This is a genomic window from Paenibacillus xylanexedens (genome assembly GCF_007676705.1).
In the GTDB taxonomy this organism is placed as follows: domain Bacteria; phylum Bacillota; class Bacilli; order Paenibacillales; family Paenibacillaceae; genus Paenibacillus; species Paenibacillus xylanexedens_C.
The window spans coordinates 16,777-41,234 of record NZ_VEBF01000003.1; the positions used below are offsets into that span (position 1 = coordinate 16,777).

17 protein-coding genes are annotated in these 24,458 nt (G+C 42.9%); 2 read left to right on the forward strand and 15 right to left on the reverse strand.

Annotation, left to right across the window (positions count from 1 at the left end; genetic code table 11):
• Positions 1–7 precede the first annotated feature (7 nt).
• The 5 genes from FS628_RS18120 to FS628_RS18140 form a co-directional block, all read right to left on the reverse strand.
• Positions 8–373: a DUF2304 domain-containing protein gene (locus tag FS628_RS18120; protein ID WP_145324277.1), complete on the reverse strand. Its 366-nt coding sequence runs from the start codon at positions 371–373 to the stop codon at positions 8–10.
• Positions 374–386: 13 nt separating this feature from the next.
• The gene (locus FS628_RS18125) at positions 387–1,085 is read right to left on the reverse strand and encodes a glycosyltransferase family 2 protein (protein ID WP_145324279.1); all 699 of its coding nucleotides are present in this window, start codon (positions 1,083–1,085) and stop codon (positions 387–389) included.
• Positions 1,082–1,576: a DUF7654 domain-containing protein gene (locus FS628_RS18130; RefSeq protein ID WP_222125257.1), complete on the reverse strand. Its 495-nt coding sequence runs from the start codon at positions 1,574–1,576 to the stop codon at positions 1,082–1,084. Before FS628_RS18130 ends, FS628_RS18125 begins: the two co-directional genes overlap by 4 nt.
• Before the next feature lie 99 nt (positions 1,577–1,675).
• Positions 1,676–3,070, reverse strand: coding sequence for a DUF2142 domain-containing protein (locus tag FS628_RS18135; protein WP_260871103.1), 1,395 nt, complete (start codon positions 3,068–3,070; stop codon positions 1,676–1,678).
• Positions 3,071–3,195: 125 nt separating this feature from the next.
• Positions 3,196–3,408 (reverse strand): hypothetical protein, encoded by a 213-nt coding sequence (locus FS628_RS18140; protein ID WP_145324283.1) that lies wholly within the window; start codon positions 3,406–3,408, stop codon positions 3,196–3,198.
• Between the two features lie 48 nt (positions 3,409–3,456).
• Between FS628_RS18140 and FS628_RS32710 the strand changes: the two genes are divergently transcribed.
• Positions 3,457–3,669 (forward strand): transposase, encoded by a 213-nt coding sequence (locus FS628_RS32710; protein ID WP_260871104.1) that lies wholly within the window; start codon positions 3,457–3,459, stop codon positions 3,667–3,669.
• Here the strand turns inward: FS628_RS32710 and FS628_RS18150 are convergent.
• Genes FS628_RS18150 through FS628_RS32025 form a run of 4 tightly spaced genes read right to left on the reverse strand, consistent with a single transcriptional unit; the run spans position 3,662 to position 10,163 of the window.
• A complete protein-coding gene (locus FS628_RS18150) occupies positions 3,662–5,914 on the reverse strand; it encodes a glycosyltransferase family 2 protein (protein WP_145324993.1) in 2,253 nt (750 codons plus the stop codon). The two genes, FS628_RS32710 and FS628_RS18150, sit on opposite strands and share 8 nt — an antisense overlap.
• A 43-nt stretch (positions 5,915–5,957) precedes the next feature.
• A complete protein-coding gene (locus tag FS628_RS18155; protein WP_145324285.1) occupies positions 5,958–7,559 on the reverse strand; it encodes a class I SAM-dependent methyltransferase in 1,602 nt (533 codons plus the stop codon).
• Entirely contained in the window at positions 7,556–8,776 is a 1,221-nt protein-coding gene (locus FS628_RS18160; RefSeq protein WP_186327873.1) for an ABC transporter ATP-binding protein, read from the reverse strand. The genes FS628_RS18155 and FS628_RS18160 overlap by 4 nt, the downstream gene beginning before the upstream one ends.
• Positions 8,777–8,786: 10 nt before the next feature.
• Positions 8,787–10,163 carry an ABC transporter permease gene (locus FS628_RS32025; protein ID WP_145324289.1) on the reverse strand — a complete coding sequence of 459 codons (1,377 nt, stop codon included), beginning with the start codon at positions 10,161–10,163 and terminating at the stop codon, positions 8,787–8,789.
• 133 nt (positions 10,164–10,296) lie between these two features.
• On the opposite strand from FS628_RS32025, the gene FS628_RS18170 reads away from it, so the two are divergent.
• Entirely contained in the window at positions 10,297–12,762 is a 2,466-nt protein-coding gene (locus FS628_RS18170; protein ID WP_145324291.1) for an O-antigen ligase family protein, read from the forward strand.
• A 101-nt stretch (positions 12,763–12,863) separates the two neighbouring features.
• Here the strand turns inward: FS628_RS18170 and galU are convergent, their stop codons facing one another.
• The 6 genes from galU to FS628_RS18200 form a co-directional block, all read right to left on the reverse strand.
• Positions 12,864–13,742: a UTP--glucose-1-phosphate uridylyltransferase GalU gene (gene galU / locus FS628_RS18175; RefSeq protein ID WP_145324293.1), complete on the reverse strand. Its 879-nt coding sequence runs from the start codon at positions 13,740–13,742 to the stop codon at positions 12,864–12,866.
• A 139-nt stretch (positions 13,743–13,881) separates the two neighbouring features.
• Complete coding sequence (locus tag FS628_RS18180; RefSeq protein WP_440131297.1) at positions 13,882–17,514, reverse strand: DEAD/DEAH box helicase; 3,633 nt, start codon at positions 17,512–17,514, stop codon at positions 13,882–13,884.
• 90 nt (positions 17,515–17,604) lie between these two features.
• Positions 17,605–20,118, reverse strand: a complete 2,514-nt coding sequence (locus FS628_RS18185; RefSeq protein ID WP_017692029.1) for a U32 family peptidase — start codon at positions 20,116–20,118, stop codon at positions 17,605–17,607.
• Between the two features lie 494 nt (positions 20,119–20,612).
• Entirely contained in the window at positions 20,613–22,565 is a 1,953-nt protein-coding gene (locus FS628_RS18190) for a stalk domain-containing protein (protein ID WP_260871105.1), read from the reverse strand.
• A complete protein-coding gene (locus tag FS628_RS18195; protein WP_260871106.1) occupies positions 22,552–23,718 on the reverse strand; it encodes a S1C family serine protease in 1,167 nt (388 codons plus the stop codon). The genes FS628_RS18190 and FS628_RS18195 overlap by 14 nt, the downstream gene beginning before the upstream one ends.
• 276 nt (positions 23,719–23,994) lie before the next feature.
• Positions 23,995–24,207, reverse strand: coding sequence for a hypothetical protein (locus FS628_RS18200; RefSeq protein WP_062837045.1), 213 nt, complete (start codon positions 24,205–24,207; stop codon positions 23,995–23,997).
• Positions 24,208–24,458 lie beyond the last annotated feature (251 nt).

A 24,458-nucleotide genomic window follows, 5' to 3' on the forward strand; every position in this document is an offset into this window, starting at 1 on the left:
TTTTTCCCTAATCCTTATTACAACTATCATTAATCTGTTTGAGTTCATGTTTCAATATGCCTAGCTCTTGTGATAATTCTTTTATTTTCAGAGTGGCACGTGAAATTTCAACTGTCAAAGAGAACAATATAACTATCATACCAAAAATAGCTAGAAAGAACAGCGCGTTTACAGGCATCTCAATCCCTAAAGTATTTGCAACATGAGTAAACATTTTAGGGAATAAAGATAAAATCATCACAAATATCATTATAAAAATCCAGAGCATTGAATACTTTAACTCTAATCTATACCTTCTTAATAAATTCAACAAAATCAAAAAACTGAGTACAGACCCTACGACGAGAATTATTTGCAATTTTAGTGATATCATAATAGTCCCATACCTATACTATCTGCTTGCGCAGGCTATCTATAAGAATTGCAAGAGATACCTTTGCCATATAATACGCAGATTTTATTAATGTTATTGACGATTTACCTTCAAGCCTAGCTTCCATCACCACAGGGATCTCCTTAATGCGTAATCTATTCCGTTTTAGATACATAATAGATTCAGGTTCCGGGTAATCAACCGGATACCTTTTCGCAAATATTTCAATTACCCTCTTATTGCAAGCTCTATATCCCGAAGTGGGATCTGTTATGAGTTGTCCCGTAAGAATACGAAGCAGTCTAGAAAAATAATTAATGCCTACTCTTCTTAAGAATGTTGATTGAAATCCAATTTTAGAAATGTACCTGGACCCAATAATAAGATCTGCTTCATTTTTCACTAAGGGATCTACTAGATCTTTTATATACTCTGGATTATGTTGTCCGTCACCATCAACCTGAATAGCGATATCATAATTGTGCATCTGCGCAAATTTATAGCCTGTTTGCACAGCCCCACCAATTCCAAGATTGCATGGAAGGTTAATAACCTTCACATTGAACTGGTCACAAACTTTTGACGTATTATCAGTAGAGCAATCATTAATAACTAGAACGTCAACGTTTTTATAATCCAAACATAAAACCTGAAGTAACTTTGCTATATTTTTCTCTTCATTATACGCAGGTATGATCAAAATTACCTTCAAAGTCTATGGCCTCCTACTATCGAATAAATATATAAACCGCTCGACGGATCAAAGTATATCTCATTAAAGTTTTTATAATCGATTAGTTGCTTGGGAGACAGTATATATTGCACACCCGTTTTTTCCAAATCATTTGTATTGAGTTCTATGTTGAAAGAATCGGTACTCATTAATTGGAAAGAAATAGGCTCATTTGTACAACTCACTTTTACATGTGCGTATCGATTATATACATCCGTATACTCGCCAATTACATCCATTTCCCTCCATTGGTTTAGGTCAGGTAAAAAATGAACGCTATTAAAGGTTTTTGCACCTAATGACAATAGATACTGACCATTTACCAGACTATCTAATGCGATCCATTTAGCTTGCTCATCCTTCCGGATGATCTCTGTTATCTTTCTAGCAATAGGTCTGTCAAAGATATCACCCGTACCAGAGGATATTGGATTAACCCCAACACCTGATGTAAAAATCAGAGCAGCCATACAAACCACAAAAGTTTTTTTCATCCCTCTTAGTATTATGAAATTCATAAATATAAAATAAAGTTGGATAAATAAATCCCCTAAGTAGGACTTAAAATATTAATAGTATCTACTGTATATCAGACCAATTGACATTAAATTTAATACAACCATTAACAATCCAGCTGAATAGTAAACGTAATTTTTAAATCTTTCAGGGAAAATGAATCTAAAACCAAATAAAAGAATTAAATTAAATGGGACTAGTGAGGTTAAAATGTATCTCCCTTGTAGCATGAAATTATGATATTCAGCGAAATAAACAATTTCCACTATATAAAGGAACGCTAAGTTCCCGATCACAAATATCAAGCTGAATAAAACATATTTGTAATTTTCTTTTTTACGAATAATCCCGTAAATCGAACCAATAATTCCAATAACCATTGCTAGTGCAATGATTGTATAGATCAATTTCGGATAAAACTCTGTATCTAGCCAACCGAATTTTGCCCAATACATTTTTACCCAAACATCAAAAAATCTCTCTCTGCCAGCTTCATTAAACATAGCATTTTGGAGATACCATGCTAATCCGTGTGTTGGATCTCCTTCAGGCTGAAAAGCAACCCCACCAGTAAATGATCCATACTGGATATAACTAAAGATCATCCATGGTAAGTACACAAAGAACATCGGAACAGCAACGAACGAAGCTGATTTCAGTGCATATGCCCATCCATATTTTATGATAAAAACTATGAGGGCAATCAATAATATTATACCGCAAACATATACCATATGAGCTTTTATGATTAAACCAAAGCCCGCTAGTATTCCTCCTATGATTAAACTCGTTTTTTTACTTTGCACAGTAACTATGTGCAACAACCAGTATAGAAGAGCAATAGTTGCAACGTCCATCATTATGTCGTTATTAACAGCTGCTCCAACCATAGAGAACATAGGCTGCATCCCCGTCATGATCGCCAGTATAATAGCCAGGAAATTAGACTTAGGTTCAATTCTTTTTCCTATAAAATAAGCTAATGTAACGGCTACCAAACCAAGAATGACTGATAGTATTCTCACAGCATATAACCGGAATAAAATTGATGCTCCATAACCTAACTTATATACTAGAGAAGCGAAAAAATAATATCCAGGTGGATAACCTGCAGCAAGGTTACTTCCTGATGCAGTTCGCATTTCTGGATTGCTATTTTCCGGAGTATATAGCAACTCGTAGATATTTGGGTTAATACTGAATTTAACATCTGAATTAAACGCAATATCGTTCATTTTAACTGCCATAGTAAATAAATTCAGTTCATGAGAGTAAGACTGATCACTTGCTTGAATCGGTACTTTATTTTCTTCTCCCATGTACTGTACGTAAGCAAAATGAACATGCTCATCAGGATTTTGCAGTGGCGGTATAATATATACCCAAACGATTCCTTTTACCAACATAACAAATAAGACGATCCACAGTGACAGATATTTCTTAAACAAGTAAAGTCCTCCTTTGCACCTCCTAAATGTTACACGATTTTTCTAAATGGGACAATGATAAGGTATTTGTATCACATTCAACATTTATTCAAATAAAAAGCTGTCCATTTGGACGACTTTTATTGTTATTCTTCTAGTGTTGCAATTACCTCATTAACTAACTGAAGCTTTTCTGTATATTCAGAAAGTTGAGATTCGTATTTAACCAAATTCTCTTTTAAAGCATCAACATCAGTCCAAGAGAGTCGATTCTCAATTAAAAATGCAGCTTCTGTAATCCTTTTCTCTATGCGCCCAATCTGCAAGTCCTCAAACATTTCTTTTACGCCCGCATTCATCTAAAGTGATTCAGCCTTTTTGAGAAAGAATCCAAGGTTGCAATTTTTTTGTTTGCCAAATACAGCCCGGAACTTAATCCCGTAGAAGATCTGTGGAAGTGGCTCAAGCAGGATATCGTGAACAATGTATTTTTCCGGATGTTCTACGTCAATCGCTCTCATGTAACAAAATCGAAATTTATAAATCACAATCAACCGTTATTCTCAAGTCATTTTGATCGGCTTATACTTCAGGTATATTTTTTAGTTCAAACTATATAATAGAAAAGTCCTCTTTCACTCTGCTCAAATTTGGATTGTAATAAGGATCATTGTCTAGAATATCACCCCATTTTTCTCTCATAAAGTCCATTTCACTCTTGAATCGCCTTTGCTTTTCAGGGGTATCCTCATATCCTCTACTTTTGGATTCATAATGATACAATTGCACTTGTGGTAGCCAAATATTACGATAGCCTTCTTTATAAACCTTCAAGCAAAAATCCACGTCATTAAACGCAACTTGGAGACTTTCCTCAAGTCCACCTACTTCCTGGTAAATCTCCTTTTTAATCATCAAGCAAGCCGCAGTGACGGCCGTATAATTGCTGATCATCTTCAACCGGCTAAAATATCCGTTCTCAGATGCCCTAAAATGTTTATGGCTGTGGCCTGCTACTCCACCAATACCGAGCACAACGCCAGCATGTTGTATCGTATTATCCGGATAGTAAAGACATGCACCTACTGCTCCAATTTCGGATCTCAAAGCCTGACTTGCCATTTCAGTCAGCCAGTTAGGAGTAATCACTTCGACATCATTATTCAGCAGAAGGATTAGTTCTCCACGTGTTTGTTTCACACCAAAATTATTAATTTTAGAATAATTAAAGGGAACGTCATATTCACAGTATCGAAAACGATTTGGTTGTGCCTCAACCCATTTTTTGTAGACTTCAAAGGTATCTAAAGTATCGCTACCGTTGTCCACGACTAGCACTTCATAGTTAGAATAGGTAGTCTTGTTGAAAATAGAATCCAAGCATTTATCTAATACATCAGCTAGATTTTTATTAGGAATTACAATTGACACAAACGGTTCTTGCTCTAATTTATAATTCACTTGGTAAAGATTAGGAATCCCTTCGATTCCTTCTACCCACCCGTTAACCTTTCTTCTACTCAATGCATCTTCTAAGGCCTTCATACCAGAGATATGAGTATAGCTTTTGGAAGAACCCTGAAATGCTGTGGACCCAGCAATTGTTCTCCAGTGGTACAAGATTTTGGGAATATGATAAATCTTTTCAGTCAGTTCGCTAACTCTCAATACAAGATCGTAATCCTGACTTCCTTCATACCCTTTTCTAAAGCCACCTACTTGGTCTATCAGACTTTTGCGGTATATACTGAAATGACAGGTGTACATTTGGGATAGCAAAAGATCTGGAGACCAATCCGGCTTGAAATACGGAGAGTGGCGGACACCTTCTTCACTGATTTTATCTTCGTCACTATAGACTATGTCAGCTTCGGGGTGTTGATTAAGAAGCTTAACATTTTCATACAAGGCATTAATAGTAAGTTCATCATCATGATCTAGCAGACCTATGTATTCCCCTGTCGCTACATCTAGTGCTGAATTTGATGACTCTGATATATGCCCATTTTTATCACGAAAAACCACCTTGATTCGACTGTCTTTTTGCGCGTATTCATTCAATACCTTTTTAATATGAGGTTTGTCGGAAGCATCATCGGCGATGCAAAGTTCCCAGTTAGGATAAAGTTGGTTTAAAACCGAATCAATACATAGACGGAGCCACTTTTCTTCAACATTATAGACAGGAACAATAATCGATATAAGAGGCTTGTATGCCATTCGCTCGATTTCATCTTTAATTCTTTTGATATCAATAGATGTCAGCGCTTGATTTGCAATCCAGCTTTCATAGCTCCCTGTAGATCCAATGGCATGATGGCCGGTATAGGCTTTAAACTTAGACCAAGTAGCCTTAAGGCCACTTGTCCGCAAAGTTTGAAAACCTTTCTTCAACAGCTGAAGAGTTACTTGATTTGTTAGTCCTTTTCGGTGAATGATTTTCCAGGCAAAACCAAGGACCATTTTAATTCGTGTCGTTTTTTTCAACTGTACATTCGTAAACATGAACTCTGCTTCATCTTCACCCGGATCAATTCTCAAATTTTGAGTTCCCGGAGGAATATAAACCGTAACTTCACGTTTCACAAACCCCTTCGGAATAGTAGAAAAAGTAAGGCTTTCTGACTCAGAAAATCCGTTCCCCTGATCCCAGTACATCTTAAGAGGGATAACGGACTTCGCTTCAGATTCCCATTTAATCTTGTTCCAACCTGAAAAATACCTTCCAGTTACCAAGAAAGATGGATCGTTTCCAGTCGAGATCCATTTCTCATTTTTCATTTCTAAATGAGAAATAGGCTTTAGCCTTGCTCTTGTTTTAATTCCGAGTAATCCTGCTAAAGCAGGTTCAATCCGATTCTTCATCACACTTCTGATGCTCAAAACCAGTCCCCCTAAACCTTTATCTTCATCTTCCAAATAACTTTTTAATCAGTCTAACAATTTTCCAATATTTGGAATCGTTAATATCCTGAAGTTGTTGGTGAGCTTTATTAAATTCTGATTCCAAAGTTTCATATTCTCGATTTCGGTCCTCTAATGCCTGCTTTACTTCCATTATCGATTGCTCGATCTGTTGAATCTCCTGCTGATGCAACTGCTCGATTTTCTGCTTGTTTAGTTCAGATTGATGAAGTTGATTGTTAAGATTGCGAATTTCATCCAACCTATTATTGGACTCAAACGTTATTTGCTTGTTGTTTTCTTGTAGTCGGCTAACTCCAAGAAACGCCTTCTCAACTTCCAAAATCAGCTTTCGTTCATCTTTTGTTAACGATGTAACGTCAAAACTAATCGAATCAATTGAAACTGGTTTGGAAAAGTTCAATATGAGAAAAGGATCGTCGTTTGAAAATCCATATATACCGTCAAAAGAGTATATATAGTTCCCATCCTCGAAGTACTCTTCAACCAGCTCTCCTTGTAGATTTCGAATTGTTATATTATCAAATTTAAATATACCCTTTCGATCAGAAGGGTCAATTCGTATAGACTTAATCGGTTCCACTCTACTATCGTTCCACAAAAACTTATTAATAGGCCTATTTTCGTCTACATCGATTTTAAAGCTTTCTTCCTCATTGAACCCTTTACCGCTATCTGTAAATACTTGAATTTTATCTTGTACACTTTTATCCTGTACTTCTGTCTCAACAGATTTTTTATTAACAAGCATAGTCGCCAAAGAAAAGAATGTTGCCTTAAATCTTTGCAATTCTTCAAGATGTCTTGGCGCCATGTTAATCCGACTTCTCTTTTCAATAAGCTCCGACATTCCACGATCTTTGCTGCAAATATAAATTTTCCGGTAAGAATCTTCAGCATAATCTTCAGCAAAAATATTTGCATTGTAAAAGCGATCTAGCTCCATACGATAGTACTGCAACTCTGGAAAACAGGCGGCCACAAAATGAATCTCCATCATACTTTCCCAGATTGGTAGGCTGCCATGAGAAAGAACTCGATAATTCACCCCCAATTTATCCAAAAACATTTCGAGATCCTTTTGTACAGGAAGTCCATTTTCAAAATGTTCAGCCAACCAGCGATAATCTTCTTGAACCAAAGATTTATATACAGCATTCGTCCTGCGTTCTGCTTCACTCACCAATGGAGAAGCAAAAGGAGCCGTGATTACATAAAATTCGCTGCTTACTCGCTGGATTTCACTAATAAAGTCATCCCGTTTATCACTTGGAATATGCTCAAATACATCCAAAGCTACAACTACATCAAAATAACCATCTGGAAACTCCATTTGAGTTGCGTCTCCAAGGATGTAATCCGGATGTTTTTGCAGATCCGTCGGCAGTTCGATATCCAAATACTTAATTGAATCTCGAGGAAGAAACTTTTCTAAATTACGGTGTTCGTTAGCACCAACTTCAAGTATTGTAAATTGTTCGTTTGCTTTTCTCATACTCTCTATTGCATCCGCTACATTTTTATATCGCTGATACTGGTCGAACGCTACATTGTTATAATGTTGATCGGATAAAGGACTATTCACTTAACCACGTCCCATTCATGATTGATATAGACCAAGCCTTCAGAAAAATACTTATTGGCAATCTTAAATGAAAGTATACTTTCCTGATAATTGAGACAAACGATTCCTTCGTTGTTAAAAAGCCCTACATCTATGGAATAAGTCCCCCCAAGCAATGGAATTGTTGGAATAACATATTTCACTCGATGTTTCCCTCTCTTTGTAGGAATTGAAACCTTCTCAAGGAATGTATTTGGACCAAAAATATAGTCGCGATTTGGAGTGTAAATAGCTACACCCAGGAGCAAATCGGGAATTTCAGGCTCGTATACATCATAGTCAATCTCGACTTCGAGCCTTTCATGTGTTCTAAAATTCTCCTTATTTATATGAGCCTCTGTTATATAAGCCAAAATATCCGGATTCTCAGGCAAAACAAGCTCCTCTATCGTCTGATTCTCTTGAATATCTAAAGTCACATTTCGCTTTTCAACATGGTCTTCTGTATAGTTTTTCATAAAATCTTCATAGTGATCGACAACTTCACTTGCATCACCAATAGCTTCAACTACCCCATCCTTAATCCACACCGCTTTATTACAAAACCTCTTTACTTGCTCCACTGCATGCGATACAAAAAGAATAGTTGTCCCTTTTGATTTTAGTTCCTTCATCTTATCGATACATTTTGTTTGAAATCTGATGTCTCCTACGGCCAACGCCTCATCTACAATCAGAATATCTGGATCCACATTAATGGAAACGGCAAAAGCAAGTCTCGCGAACATTCCACTTGAATATACCTTGACCGGTTGATCGATAAAAGTACCAATATCAGCGAACTCAATAATCGCTGCTATTCTCGGCTCCATTTCTTCCCTCGAATATCCCATCATAAGTCCATTCAGATAAATGTTTTCTCTGCCTGTATATTCTGGATTAAAACCAGCGCCAAGCTCAAGTATTGCTGCAATCTTCCCATTAACTTGGATGTTCCCGCTGGTTGGTGATAACACACCTGTAATCATCTTCAACAAGGTCGACTTGCCCGATCCGTTTTTTCCCAATATTCCTAGCGCATCACCTTTTTCAACTGAAAAGGTAACCCCATTCAGAGCAGAGAATTCACGATGATATTTTTTTTTAGTGATAGACAAAGCTTCTTTCAATCTATCTGCCGGTTTATCATAAAGTTTATACGTTTTAACTACTTGCTCAATTTCAATTATAGGCTCCATCATTTCACTCCTAGAGCACATCAGAAAAGTGTGATTTTAATTTTTTGAACGTGACAACTCCTAGTGTTAATACACTAAAACAGAATAACCAAAAATAAAGCATTTCATATGGTCTTTCATAGAATATTACATGGTCTATCAACGAATCCCTGAACCCCTGAACAATATAAAACATTGGATTGAGTTTAAAAATAAACGCCCAGAAATCATTCAACATAGTAACAGGCCACCCAATAGGCGTGAACCAAAAACCCATTTGTAAGACAATGCCAATAATTTGATTTAAATCCTTAAAGAATAAAACAAGCGAAGCAGTCAGTAATGACATTGAAAAGACTAAAAAGATCGTACATATCAAATAGTAAAGTATTTGAACTGTGTATACTGTTGGATAATATCCATAAAAACCATAGACAATAAAAATAAATAGAATAAAAAATAAATGAACAAACAGTGCAGAACCTATTTTTACGAAAGGTAATAACTCTATACGAAAAACTACCTTTTTGACTAGATAACTGTACTCGATAAATGCATTAGTTGCACCAGAAAAAGCTTCCGAAAAAAAGAACCATGGAATAATTCCAGCTATAAACCAAAGTATAAAAGGTACCTCTGCTACATCACCACTTCTTAAACCCACTTGAAAAACAAACCAGTAAGTTACGATTGTCAATAAAGGAGTAATAAATCCCCATACTACACCAAGATAAGAAGATGCAAATTTTGTTTTAAAATCATTTTTCGCCAGATTGAGTGCTAAATTTCTACTTTGATATATGGGCTTAATCAAGCCTAAACTCTTTCTCATGTGTCGCACTATAAAAGCCGTCAACATGGCTATTAATACACTACCTGATAGATTTACAACTATATGAAGTATACTGAATCCATGAAAAATTGTAGAGGCTATAGGAGTAAAATTAAATGCAATATACGGATCGCCGCCTATAGATTCAATGTGCAAACTTTGATTTTGATTTTGATTTTGTGCAATTTTGACTTCATTGGTATTAATATTTATATTCTCTACCTGTATAGGTTGTGTAGATATGGCTTTAGCTTGCACATTACGAATAGATATGTCGGCTTTTTGCGTCCCGAGATCAATCCGAACTTTTAATGTGTTATTTGGAAGTTCATAACTCATTTTTTTCCATTGACCAGGTTTATCATAAATTAGATGTTTTGACTGAGCCTCGTTCCATTCACCACCCTCTGCAACTGTTAGAAAGAATACTTGATAGTCGTCCTCATTAGGAGCATTCACTTCAAAACTTAAAGAAACCCTTGCCGAATCTTTTTGGTAATTATCAATTAAACGAAATGAACCAACAAAAGCGATAACTGCAACAAATAATAAAATTAGTCGTTTAAACAAAGACATTAACAAGCTCCTTAACATTAAAAATACTAAATCATTTCAATAAATTTAATAATCTATAGCTATTCTACTTTGGCCTATCCCGTTATGTTATGCTAAGATATTGTCGTATCTACAAGAAAAGGAGAATCATACCTTGTCGAATCCAGTATACGGGAAATCTAATAAGACGTCGAGAAAAGCAAATAGCAACTCGACTACGCCACTACTATGGACATTGACCATAGGACTCATCTTATTTTTACTCTGGTCCTCTTTCCAAGTTGCGTTATTTAACGGACAGTTGCTCCAATTCGAGGGTCCCATTTACTGGGCGCTCGCAATTACAATCCTCTTATTCATCGTCTGGGCTGTAATTTATTGCAGAAATATCGCATTAGAATCCCAACGAGATTGGCTAAAATTAGTCGTTCTTTTTCTGCCACTTACCTATATGTTGTCACTGATTAGTGCAGCATCTCATTACTTGGCAGTCAACATGATCCTAATCCAGTGCATTTATGCTATGATTTTCGTCATGACTATGTACCTGCTCAAAAACAACAAAATCAATCATACCATACAATCTTCCTTAATAGGACTTGCATATGTAATTGTCGGATTTGGTTTGTTGAACTGGCTTGGGGCTTCCAATTTGGCAGGTAGGCTAGTTGGATGGTTCTCTTCAGGTGTTGTTAATGGGATATACAATCAAACGATTTGGAATGATGCAAATGGTCCACGACTTGCTTCAGTATTCCAATATCCGAATACATACGCAGCATTCCTGATGGCATTTTTATTTATTGCTATTTTCAGCATGATCCGCTCCAAAAAAGTGTACACACAGCTACTGCATGGATTCATGCTTGTTCCCATCTTACTCTCCCTGTTGCTTACACTTTCGCGGACAGGTCTTGTGATGATGCCAATTGTGTTCGTGATTATCCTGTTGTTGCTTAAACCAGCAAAACAGATTTTATGGTTCATTTATCTTGTCATTTCAGGAATAGGAACAATTGCGATCTTAAATCCAGTCAATACTGCTGGACTAGAACTGCAGCAACAGTTCACTGCTGGAGTTGCAGCCAAAGGTTGGATCTATCTAGTTGCAGCAGCCATCGTTGTCGCAATCATCATCTGGGCTATTCAACGTTGGATTGCTCCCAATTTAGAAACAAAGCTCCAAGCTTGGGGTAAACGTAAAGGTTCAAGCTTGTGGATCCCGCTAGGCTCCATGCTGCTCGCCATTATCGTAGCAGTGTTGCTGTTGGGTACCAGCGTTCGCAACATTTTGCCTGATAGCATCAGTACGCGTCTGGAAAACATCAACTTCCAGCAGCACAGTGTTCTTGAACGAATCACCTTCTATAAAGATGCCGCAAAGGTCATTGCAGATTACCCATTGATTGGTGCAGGTGGTGGGGCTTGGACTGCGCTGTACGAGAAGTATCAGAACAATCCATATGTTAGTGCGCAGGCACATAACTTCTTCATGCAGTACCTGGTTGAAGTCGGAATTATCGGATTTATCATTTTCATGTCATTTATTCTGTATATCTTCTATCAATACGTTCGCAGCTACTTGCGAAGAGACGAAAATGAAAGAGAGTCGCATTTTGTATTTTTCATTTTATCCATGACTATTCTGGTATTGAGTCTTCTCGATTTCAATATGAGTTACGTCTTCATCGGCATGCTGGTGTTTATCGGGTTTGGAGGCATGGCTGCAGCGATTGACCCACGGCCAGTTCAGCGTTTCAAAGTAAGCTCATCTGCCGCCCGTGGAATCTATACCGCCATTGCCGGAGTATCGATCATTGTACTGTTGATAGTATCCGTGCGCTTTTTGCAAGCAAATCATTATGCGTATGCAGCGAAGGAAGTTGCAGAAATCAGCCAATCTTTTGAGGAAATCAAAGCTCCACTGGATAAGGACCTTGCCATTCGCAGTGCACATTCAGATTCCCTGCTGACGCTTTCTTCGCTTTACCAACAAGGTTTTCAACAAACACAAGATGATCAGTTCTACAATGCTGGTGTAGATTTGCTTCAAAAAGGGCTAAAAGCAGAACCCTACAACAAAGGCATGGTTAAACAGTTGATCCAACTCTATGAGCTTAAAGGTGATAATGAACATGCCTATACTCTTCAAAAAGAATATGCCAACAACTATATCTGGGATATGGAGTGGTACGAACGGCTAATTACCCGTTCGTTCGATCTAGGATATCAAGCACTTGGACAAGGCGATACGGCTAAGAAGGAATCTTACTTCAATTCAGGTCTGGAGGCTTACCAGCACGTTGTTGATGGAGTAGAGCATCTAAAGACCCTCCCTGAAGGACAACTTCAAGGACTGCCGTTCGAGCTGACTCCAACAATGATTCTGAACGCGGGGAAAATAAAATACATGTTAAACGATTCAGCTGGAGCTGCTACTACCCTTAAGGGTGGGATTGCAGAGGATCTGACCGATGCTACCCACCGTGAAATTGCTCGTTGGTACCTTGCCGCTCTAACGAAGGATGGGCAACAAGATCAAGCTATATATGATAAGCTTATCGCTGTCGCACCTAACGAAGCAGACGAGATTAAACAGATAGCAGAACTGAATTTCTAATAACAAAATGCACTAGTGGTCCTCAATAATTCCACACACAAAAAAGGTTTGCCCTCATCAAAGGGCAAACCTTTTTTGTGATCTAATTCATTAGGGATGTGTTAGTTCGATTCTGTTATCTTCTTTAAATACTTCAACAAATCCTCCCGCAGATCCGGGCGTTGCAACGCATAATGTATGGACGTTTCAATGAAACCTAACTTCTCACCGACATCATGACGCAATCCATCAAAGTGATATGCGAGAATCTGCCGTTGCTCATTCAAGCGGGACAAGGCATCCGTAAGTTGAATTTCTCCTCCGACGCCAGCCGATTGCTGACCCAGGATCTCAAAGATATCCGGCGTAAGAATATAACGTCCCATAATGGCCAGGTTTGAAGGCGAATCCTCGGTCTTCGGTTTCTCAATTAAGCGGCGGGCACGAAAGACACGATCATCGGTAGGGGTCAGCAACTCTCCGTCCACAATCCCGTAGCGGGACACCTCGCTCCAATCAACAGGCTGTACACCAACGATTGGAGACTGCAGCTCATCGTAGACATCTATCATCTGCTTCAGGCAGGGATGTTCCGCTTCCACAATATCGTCCCCTAAAAGGACGGCAAAAGGCTCGTTGCCGATAAACTTGCGGGCGCACCAGATGGCGTGACCAAGTCCCTTCGGTTCCTTTTGACGGATATAATGAATATCTGCCATCTCAGAGGGTTTGCGTACTTCGTTAAGCAAGTCCCACTTCTGTTTGTCCGCCAGATTCTGCTCCAGCTCAAATGAATAATCGAAGTGATCTTCAATGGCCCGCTTCCCTTTACCTGTCACAATAATGATATCTTCAATGCCAGAAGCTACGGCTTCTTCAATAATGTACTGGATCGTTGGCTTGTCCACGATGGGCAGCATTTCCTTAGGCATCGCCTTGGTGGCAGGCAAAAACCGGGTACCCAGCCCTGCAGCTGGAATAATCGCTTTGCGAATACGCACACGAACCCACTCCTTTTGCTAGATAAATTGAACTAAAGAGTATTTACACTGTCCTCTACGTTTCTCGTATAATTGATTAGTCAAACTTGTATAGATTCATATATTTAATGCTTCTGAGTGCTGCGATGCTTGGACTCCATTATACCATCAACAATTCGCGGATATCCTGTTCGGATAAGGTCGTCGATCCCCCGTCTCCCGGTTCGATCACTTCGGCAATCAAGTCCTTCTTCCGTTGCTGTAGCTCCAAAATCTTCTCTTCGATCGTACCTTCGGTAACCAGACGGATGACTTGCACCACTTGTTTCTGCCCCATGCGATGGGCACGTCCAATGGCCTGTTCTTCCACGGCTGGATTCCACCATAGATCATATAATATAACGGTATCTGCACCTGTTAAGTTTAGTCCTGTCCCTCCAGCCTTAAGAGAAATCAGAAACAATTCTGCTTCGCCCTCATTAAATCTGCGGCACATCTCGACACGGCTCTGTGCAGGGGTCTGACCATCGAGATAGAACAGATTTCTTCCCTGTGCCGTGAGCGTCTGACGAATCAGGTTCAACATGCTCGCAAATTGAGAGAAAATAAGAATACGTTTGCCTGCAGCTAAACAATCCTCGACCGTTTCAAGCAACTGCTCCATTTTCCCGGAATCGCCTTGATAGCCTTCGACAAAGAGGGCCGGATGACAACACAACTGACGCAAGCGCGTGATGCCTGCCAGAATTTTGATACGATTCTTCTGGAATCCATTATCCTCCATGTCCTTCGATGCTTCATCCTGAAGCTGGGAGAGGTATGCGGCGTACAATTTTTTCTGTTCAACCGTAAGCTCTGACCGCTGTACCGTTTCAATTCGATCAGGCAATTCTTCCAGCACATCCTTCTTCAGACGGCGCAGAATAAACGGCCGTACCATACGCGATATCCGTTCCGGAGGAAGGTCACGGAATCTTCTGTAACTTGGAAACAACCCAGGGAATACGGCTTCAAAAATGGACCACAATTCATCCAGCGAGTTCTCCACAGGTGTACCTGTGAGTGCAAAACGGCGCGGAGCCTGAATTTGTTTGACTGCCTGCGCGGTCTGAGAAGAAGCATTTTTGATCGCCTGAGCTTCATCCAGAATGAGCGTATGAAATGTTCGGCCAAGGTAGGTGTCTAGATCCCGGCGCAATAAAGGATAAGACGTCACAATCACATCTGCCTCATCCATGCCTGAAAGCATGCTGGCTCGTTCTTCTTTCTGACCGGCAGCGGTCAGGACTTTCAGATGCGGGGCGAACCGCGTAAACTCATTGGCCCAGTTATAGGTTAGCGAGGCAGGCGCCACGACAAGTACCGGAGGATGAATGACCCTCGTTCGGATCGTCAGTCCATCCTGCTGCATCGTGGACCATAGACCGTCCGTATTCTCTGAGGTCATCTTATCCAATGGGAGACCAGTTTCGGGGTCGATGCCGGCAGTAGCCTCCGTTGTACCGCCCCATAGCGATCCGCTCTCCCGGTAATTATCAACGCCCGTATTGTCCATATTGTACTCGGGCTTTTCCTGAAGCACCGCTGTAATATAGGCGATGCTTTGCAATGTTTTGCCAAGTCCCATATCATCCGCCAGAATGCCGCCAAAACGATAATAGGCGAGAGTACGCAGCCACTGGTATCCACTGTTCTGATAATCCCGCAGGATGGGAGTGAGAGCTTCTGGCAATGCAAAATCCATCCGCTCGGGATCTCGGAGATCATCAAGGAAACGTTTCAGAGAGCCTCCCCACTTCACATGACCTGAAACTTCATCTCTGCCTGGCAATTGTAACGCCCGAACAGCTGGCAGCCGGATATGGCTGCCTTTGATGTCATCTGCTCCCAGTCCGAGTGAATCGGCCATGTGAGCGAAACTATCTGCACCTTCATTTTCAAGCGACAGAAAGACACCGCTCTTGAGACGGAAATACGGTTTCTTTTCCACAATACGACGCATGAGTTCCTGAAGTTCCTGCTCGTCCACACCTTCCATCTCGAATGAAATCTCCAGCCAGTCCAGTCCTCTCCCCAAATCTGCTCGGACTTTCGGTGGTGTGGGATAGGCTTGCACCATCGCCTTCACGGCGTTCGGCATGTAGATGTCTACCTGTTTCTCAAGCTCAGGCAACAGATGATACATGACATCATAGATTGCATCTTCCCGTTCACTCGCCCAGACGCTACCATCACGTTCCAGGAAAGAACGATCGAGCCGTTCAATCAGATTCCGCTCCTTGTACCGATCACGCACCAAAATAACCTTTTTCTCTTCTTCATCTATCAAGTACTCTGCAAGCGGATTAATAACCATGACCTCATAGTCGAATTCCAGACGTGCTGTAATACGCTCACGATAGAAGTCGATGTATAGCTTTGGTGAGAGTTCCGGTTCCGCGATCTGTTCACGCACCTGTGAATCAATAGACAGATGGCCGAGCGTACGCAGTTCTGGCACGACATGCTGTACGAACTCATCCACCTGCTGGGTCGAAATATCAATGCTTTCCTTGATCCCATATGAGGTAAGTGCTCCACTCAAGTCCTCCAGACTTCGCATCTGCATCGGCTCCAACATGTGCAACTGCCCTTCCACCACAGCGGCATCATAAGCAGGGAGAAGAATCAGCTCACGCAGTCCGGAAATTTCAAGCTGATATCCTTCATTCGCTCCCTGGGCGATCCGGTAAAATAAAGGAAGTACCCCCTCACCCAGTGTGAGTGGTCCATTGGCAAATCCCGTGCCCTCCATCCGGCTGTCAGCCTGTAGCAGCAATTCCAGCAATGGTTTCCATACGAGCGGAGCAATCAATATATCCCGTCCGTCCGAAGCTCCCAGATAACCGGAGATGGATTGGCGATAGGCCTCCTCACTCTGTCTCATTCGAATAAGCATCGAGAGAATGGCTTGATCCTGCGGAGTGAAAACATGCATTAATGGATCATAGTGGAACAGCTTGGTAAATGACATTGGCTCGCCCTTCTCGATGCAGTTGAGAAATTGCTTCACTTTCTGCACCACATACAGACGTTTGTTACCCACTTTCAATTCAAGAGCGAGTTTCCCACCACCCTTGTGAACCTGTGTCAGCTTGCATATAAACTGAACCTGTAACTCCTCCCGCAGAGAGGATCGGTTAACAGGGGCAGTGTATTTTCGATCATTTCCATGCAGCGGTCTCCGATCCTTGGCAAACATGGACAGAATCTGATCCGCCGTACGGTATGAAGGCTTATCTGCCGAACGGCCCCAACCTGAAGCTGAGCTTGGGCGACCTGCCTGGGCAAAGTGAACGGGTAGATGTTCTGGTGCATCATTGAAGTGCTCTGGTTGTGAAGGAGACTGTGGTCGCTCCCACATGCTCTCTTCGACTAGCGTCCCAACTCTGGACTTGGAACCTGTGCTGGAACTGGTATTGACTCCTTGGCTTGTAGAAGACTGAGAAGTCTTCCCGGAATCACGCGTGGCATTACGCTCCTGCTGCTCACCCCATTCGTGAATAGCCAAGAGGACGGCAGCCACATGTTTGCAATAGTCATAATGTCTGCCGTCACCCGGACAACTGCAGCCTGCCACAATCTCTCCCGCTCCATCCACATCCACCGTCACCTGGTAGCGTTCGGTTCCACGCACCTGTGCTTCATAATGAAGCTGATCCTCACTGACCACCAGATTAGTCACCCGGCCAGACTGGTTATAATCTTCTCCACGCTTGAATGCCGTGACTCCGCACAGCAATTTGATATCCATGATTGTGAATGGCGTCACGCTTCTTCGCCTCCTGTGCCATGATGTAAAAAAACCCCAAGAGCTCCTTAAAGCAGAGTTTGGGGTTGCTGTTTATTTCACCAATTGACCACGTGTAACGCCCAGTTGGTTCGTTGCTTTTAGTGTTTTCCACACTTGTGTGCCACTGATCTCGCCGCGCAGTGCACGGTTGTACAGATCAATAACCTCACGTACCTGCTCCGGTGTCTCTTCCAGGAATTCCACACGGTAACGGGATACACCCAGATCCATAAAGTTGGTCAGATACTCGGCACCTGACTGCTCCACTGCATTGTATACCGTATTACGACAGCCTTCATCCACACGTACTGGGTGAGACATACCGATTCGGTCTTGCAATGATGCACGCTGTTCCTCACAAGGACGGCCACAGTTCGTAAAGTCTGTTCCTTCACTCATGAACGTACAGTATACACAGTGCTCGGTGTGGAACATCGGCAGATGCTGATGGATAACCACTTCGGTCTGACTTGTACGGGAGTGGCCCAGCAAATCAACCATTTGTTGAATGTTCAGGTCATAGGATGGCGTAATCCAGTCACAGCCTGCTTCCAGGAACAATTCAACTGCCTTGTGATTGGCGATATTCAATGAGAAGTCGCCGATCAGTTCAGGGTGCTTCGCATCCGGGTTTTCCATCCGGTGGCGAAGGTAGAAGTACAGTGCACCTGTATTACGTACCAATACCGCATCCGGCTTCAGACGCAGGATGTTGTTATGATATCCGTTCTCCCCAGGCATGTGAATACGCGGCGTTGCCAGCGCGATCTTGCGACCAGCGGCATGCACAGCTTCCACGGCTGCCGGGAACTGTTTGATAAACTCGAAGTCGGCATAGATCATGCCGATTCCTGCTTCAATCGCTGCCTCCACTTGTGGCAGGCTGCGGCAGAGCGCGGTCAGTTCTGCTTGACCGCGAGCGACTGGCGATGCCGGTTTAACCGAATCGCCGTAAACATCTACCGCTCGTTTCACGTAGACGGGCGGTTTAGGACGCTCGCCCGCGAGTTGTTCTACCGCCTGACGGCGAATGTTGTTCAACTCGCGCATCGGGATGATAACGTCACCGTGCAGATTGACGTCCATTCCTTCCAACTGGAAGACGGTGCCTCCCAGACGTCCGAACTGCTCTTCGAGCAATTCATGCGTCATTGGACGCTTCTGCGCGATGTCCAGTTCCATCTCGGAATCGATCCGGACGGTCGTGCCTTTCTGCACGTCTGTCCACCACGTACTAAGCGGCTGCCCCGGGCTGCCGATGACTTTTACCTTCACCGGGAATACGCGGTATGGCTTCTCGGTCTCGAAGCTTTGACGCAGACGTTTGTCCAGCGCCGGGTCATTCGTTTTCCACACTTTGTCGCCAACTTTCACGCGGCGCAGATCCACGTCACTGCGGCCTGGCACGACATCAACGATCCAACCCTCTTCGGCTTCGCCTTCGAGTTTTACGCCTTTGCGACGTACATCGTATACACGTCCGCCCTCTTCCTTCTGAGTCGGGTCTCCGGCGTCAAATACAATCCCGTCTCCACGTTTCACGGGTGCGTCCAGCTTCAGAACCACACCATCGCGCAACACTTGATCTACACGACCGAGGTAGACACCACGGCTTTTCGGGAACGTCCCATCCACCAGTTCTTTGTTGTTCGTACCGCTCAGGAAACCATGCGTGAATCCGCGGGAGAAGCTTTGCTGCAATTCGCGAACTTCTTCCTTGCTTGGCGGCGTGTTATCTCCATCAAAATAACGGTCAATCGCTTTGCGGTATTTGCTTACTACGTTCGCTACGTATTCCGGCGTTTTGAGACGTCCTTCAATTTTGAACGAAGTCACTCCTGCTTCGATCAGTTCCGGCATTAGGTCAATCGCTGCCAGATCCTTCGGAGACAACAGATAAGCTACATCACCCATCGGCTTGTGCACCCCATCCACCATCAGGTCGTATGGCAGACGACAAGCTTGGGCGCACTCCCCACGGTTCGCTGAACGTCCTCCCCACATTTCGGAAGTCAGACACTGCCCCGAGTAGGATACACACAGCGCACCATGAACGAATACTTCCATTGGAAGTTTCGCCTGCTCACCGATCTTTTGGATCTGCTTCAGATTGTTCTCCCGTCCCAGAACGACACGTTCCATATCAAACGGCTTCGTAAACTCGACCGCTTCCGGTGACGTAATCGTCATCTGTGTTGAACCGTGAATCGGGAAATCCGGCGAGATCTCACGGATCATCTTCACCAAACCCAAATCCTGAACAATTACAGCGTCCACACCTGCATCGACACAAGCGTCAATGAGTTCTTTGGCATCCGTCAATTCATTTTCAAAAATCAATATATTAAAGGTCAAAAACCCTTTTACGCCATAACTGTGCAAAAACGCCATAATCTCTGGCAGCTCGTCCATGCGGAAATTGTTCGCCCGTGCCCGTGCATTAAACTTTTCGACTCCGAAGAAAATTGCATCTGCGCCATTGGCTACCGCCGAACGCATACAATCCCAGTCACCAGCGGGTGCCAGAAGTTCAACGTCTTCTCTTCGTATTGTTGCTGTTTTCATGTAGATCCTCCCCATAACCGGCTATCCGCCGGATTTCATCCCTATATCCTTTAAAGCCTGAACACGTCAAGCTTAAGCCTGTACCTTATCCGGTACACCTGCATTGTCATTGAATTGCTATATCTATACATTATGTCTGTATTGCCTGAACTCCAAGCTTACAGTCATCCATATTCATCAGATCAGCAGTCATAACTCCTGAACTAGTATAGTGTACCACTTCTGCACCGACTCTTCTACGCTTTCCTGAAAAAACCGTTTACCATTTTCATTTCCAGCAAGATGTACACTAGACACTTCGATTGCAGTACCATCTTCCGATCGCTCGATAAACGCGTAGCCTATGCTTCCGATGCAGCTTTCCTACAGAAAGCTTGTAGCTTCGCTTCTTCAGATCGGTTCTGCACTCTTCGTTCAAGTGTAAATGTTTAATTTATCTTTATACAGAAAACAAACAAGCCGGAAGGTCCTCTGACCCTCCGGCTCCACTGTATTTATTTAATAAATGTAAATGAGTTCACTGCTTTCTCCAAGGCGGCCGCCTGGACTTCTGTCTTGTTGGCATCATTCAGACCACTTGTAATCGTATAGGTGGTACCGTCCTTTTCAAATACAATCTGACGACCCTCATACGGCACACCGTTGTCCAGTTCATGATACGTAAAGGAAAATGCAGGCACACCCGCAAACGTTAGCTCCTCACTGCCAAGCAGCTTGAAGTTCTTACGCGTTTTGGTAGCTTCGGCATAAGCCTCTCTCAGTTGACTGACTGTCATCTCGATGGACTTATCCTCGCTCGCCGCAATGGAGAACTCTCCGCCCGTGAAGGTGTACACCACAGGTGAGTATTCGAATTGATCACTATACGGCGTCCAGTACCGCGGAATATCCACACTGTAATGATAACGTTTGGACGTGCGTGTGATTGTCTTCGTTTTGTCTGTCAAATAGGGATCTTCGCCCAGCTGACCGAAGTTATCGGCAACCGTATCAAAATCAATCTCTACACTCTTCATGATCCGTTCAAACCATGCCCGATCTGCAGCCTGCTCTTCAGGGAACGTATACTCCGCATAATAGCGATACCCGTTCTTCTGCAAAAGAACATCAAACTCGGTCTGCCAGCCTCCGCCAAAGTTATAACGGAATTCATTCACCTCGGCAGTCTCTCCCGAGATATCCATCGTATATGAGCCAACCGGCTCGTAACTCTCTGGCGTAAATGTCTCACGCATCCACTTATCCAGTTGACCGCTCCAGTCTTTTACCGTTGTACCGGCCTTCGCCGAAGTGATACGCCATTGCAGATACGCACCATCCTTGGCTTCATAGATCATCTGATTGTTGTCCATCGACCAGCCAGCAGGAATCTTCAATTCAATGCCATAGTCATCATTCCACGCGGAGAGCATGCCATTATCTACGGTGGACAGATCCTTAATCGTTCGATCCGACTCCGCATAGGTTGGCTGGAATGAATTGAGCAGCGCCGCACGTTTGCCCAGATCTTTGTAATTCAAGGCTTGATAATCAGCGAGGTATACATCATATTGACGACCTTCATTGAGATACTGCCGCATCTCCCACAACATGCCGTCTGCATCTTTTACAATAATCCGTGCATATCGCGTTTTGCCTTTCGACACCGCTTCACGATCCAGCACGGTATCTCCCGATTGCTTGGCTTCCTGCACGAGTTGTTGCAACAAATCATCCGAATCCAGAGCCACATCCTGGTCGCTGACGTACACTTCAAGATAATAACTGTTGTCCGCTGCACCAAAAGTCATCATGCGCTCCTGCTCACCGCTCTGGAAAACCATGAGATCCGCAGGATAGTTAATGGACCAGCCGTAAAAACTGTTGCCGATTCTTGTTTTTCCTTCATCCGGATGAAGGCCACCCTCTTCGTCCACCGAATCATCGGTTTGCAATAGACGAATCACCATTTCACCGGTACTGCTTGGAGCAAGCGTCGCTCCGATACCGGCAGCAACCGGACGAAGTGGAACCATGAGTACGCCATTCACCATCTTGGGAGCGACACCCATCTCATGTTTCACACCATCCACCCAAGCAATCGAACTGCCAATTGTTAGAGTAACCGTGTGAGGACCTTCCTTGATTTTGACGACATCATTTTTCTCCAGCCGGATTTCACTGCCAAATGCTTTCTTGAATACGCCGACAGGCACCATCGTAACACCCTTGACCTTGTACGGTTTGGCTATGGCCTGCTTATCTCCGTTAATGTAGGCGCTCGTGCTACCTGCTTGGATTCGCAGTTCACTTGTCGTCAGATCAGATGCCCATGCAGGGATTGCCGCACCAATGGCTAGCATCCCAGTTAATACACCTGTGCTCAGCACACGTATGAAAGACTTTTTCATTCCGCTCTTTCGTCCTCTCTCCATCCGGGTTGATCGCCGGGCTTTATTGTTCTTCATCTGCAAGGAAGGCCTCTTCTTCAGCGTCCTGAATATCTGCTCGATCAGCAAGCACCAACGTACGAGTGACGATATCGCCATCCGTCTGCATCAACAGCTTTACCTTTTGCCCGGGCAGATACTTTTTGAGCAACTCATTGATATCCACGACAGAGGACACACGTGTGCCCGCCACACTATAGATGACATCGCCTTCTTTGATTTTGGCTTTCTTTGCTTCAGGAGACAGTACACCCGTGATCGTTAATGGATCATCCGTAGGCAGACCCACTATGGCAGACCAGCTTTCTTCCAGCTGTAACCCCAGACTCGCACGTTTTATTTTGCCATATTCAAAAAACTGATTGATGATATATTGAACGGTATCCACCGGAATCGAAAATCCCAAGCTTTCTATACCGACCGCAGAGAATTTCATGGAGTTAATACCAACCACCTCACCCTTCAGGTTGACCAGCGGTCCTCCGCTATTCCCTGGGTTAATGGCCGTATCGGTCTGAATCAACCGATAGGTCTCCTCTACACCACGATTCAAGCCGCTGATTACCCCTACCGTTGCCGAGTTGCGCAAGGAAAAAGAAATCGGCGTACCTATGGCAATCACCGTCTCGCCAACAGAGATGTTTGAAGCTTTGGCAAAGCTCGCAGGTTTGAGTGATTTGGCATTGATTTTGATTAGCGCGAGATCACTTAGTACATCACTGTATGTTTTCGTAATTTTGTATGTATTGCCATCCGTCGTTACGACCACCGGATCTGTTAATCCGTCAATCACGTGAGCATTCGTCACGATCCATCCATTGGACCGGATAATGACACCTGTACCATGTGCAAGATTATAACGGTCTGATGATGCACCTTCCTGCACTTCGGTAGATTTCCCAATAATACCTACGACCGAAGGAGACACCTTTTCGATCACTTTGGGAATGGCTTCATTTCCCTTGTACGAATACGTTCCGGATTTGGCATCATATTGCCCACTTCCACCAAATGCCTTAACCAGATCCTTGGTGCTCACGTAGACTTGACCATCTACCACTTTAGCTTGCATTCCCACTTTGGATTCAGCCGCACCAGCCGTTGCCGCCACACTAATCGAGAGTACAGCAGCCATCAGTATGGCTATCCCCTTTTTACCCAACACACTCATATTCTCACCTGACCCTCTCTATACATCCTTCTTGCGCGACTCGACATCGGATTCATTGCTGAATCTATTCTCTTTTTCTCTCATCTGCAATTCAGGTATCCTTCAATGTATCATACAGAATCTGGATATACAATTGTTTTAAGTCCTATTTTAGTAGAGAAGATAGAATCCTATTCAATCGTTCAGTATAAATGAAAAAAACACCCTCCATGTCTCTCTGGAAAGTGTTCGTCTGTACCTCTTTTGGCTTAAATTCCATCCACTACAGCAGCATTCCTACTGAGCAAACCAACCGGTTATCATCGCATAGTCTGTCATCAGAAATACCAACAGGCTGACTATTGCAAATCCGATCGCAAACAGATTCTTCTTCGGTGCCCGAAGGAGTCGAACGACTCCGATGAAAATCAGGATCGTAAATAAGATGACAAAAATATCAAATGCATTAAAATTCGATGTACTCGCCGTGGCAGCTTCTGCAAACAGCATGGATAGACAGACCTCCTCACCATAGTTGAACAGCTAACGCATACCCTAATATCTTCCTCTATGTTATCTGTACCCTGCTTGTAATGCAAGCCCTATCATCCATAAAAATGAAAAAAATCCAATTTGGCTGGATATCCCTGCAATGCTTGCCCCTACATATATGTAAACACTTTCACGAAAACATTCTATATAAGTTGAATTAATCATTTATACCATAACGGAGAGGAAAGAAAAACTGAGAAAGCGAAGCG

Bases quoted from the DNA above. Each gene is read 5' to 3' on its own strand.
- FS628_RS18130 (WP_222125257.1), bottom strand. From the start codon at position 1,576: ATGGCTGCTCTGATTTTTACATCAGGTGTTGGGGTTAATCCAATATCC.
- FS628_RS18180 (WP_440131297.1), bottom strand. From the start codon at position 17,514: ATGGATATCAAATTGCTGTGCGGAGTCACGGCATTCAAGCGTGGAGAA.
- FS628_RS18195 (WP_260871106.1), bottom strand. From the start codon at position 23,718: ATGAGTGTGTTGGGTAAAAAGGGGATAGCCATACTGATGGCTGCTGTA.
- FS628_RS18120 (WP_145324277.1), bottom strand. From the start codon at position 373: ATGATATCACTAAAATTGCAAATAATTCTCGTCGTAGGGTCTGTACTC.
- FS628_RS18185 (WP_017692029.1), bottom strand. From the start codon at position 20,118: ATGAAAACAGCAACAATACGAAGAGAAGACGTTGAACTTCTGGCACCC.
- FS628_RS18160 (WP_186327873.1), bottom strand. From the start codon at position 8,776: ATGGAGCCTATAATTGAAATTGAGCAAGTAGTTAAAACGTATAAACTT.
- FS628_RS32025 (WP_145324289.1), bottom strand. From the start codon at position 10,163: ATGTCTTTGTTTAAACGACTAATTTTATTATTTGTTGCAGTTATCGCT.
- FS628_RS18190 (WP_260871105.1), bottom strand. From the start codon at position 22,565: ATGAAGAACAATAAAGCCCGGCGATCAACCCGGATGGAGAGAGGACGA.
- FS628_RS18140 (WP_145324283.1), bottom strand. From the start codon at position 3,408: ATGAATGCGGGCGTAAAAGAAATGTTTGAGGACTTGCAGATTGGGCGC.
- FS628_RS18150 (WP_145324993.1), bottom strand. From the start codon at position 5,914: ATGAAGAATCGGATTGAACCTGCTTTAGCAGGATTACTCGGAATTAAA.
- FS628_RS18200 (WP_062837045.1), bottom strand. From the start codon at position 24,207: ATGCTGTTTGCAGAAGCTGCCACGGCGAGTACATCGAATTTTAATGCA.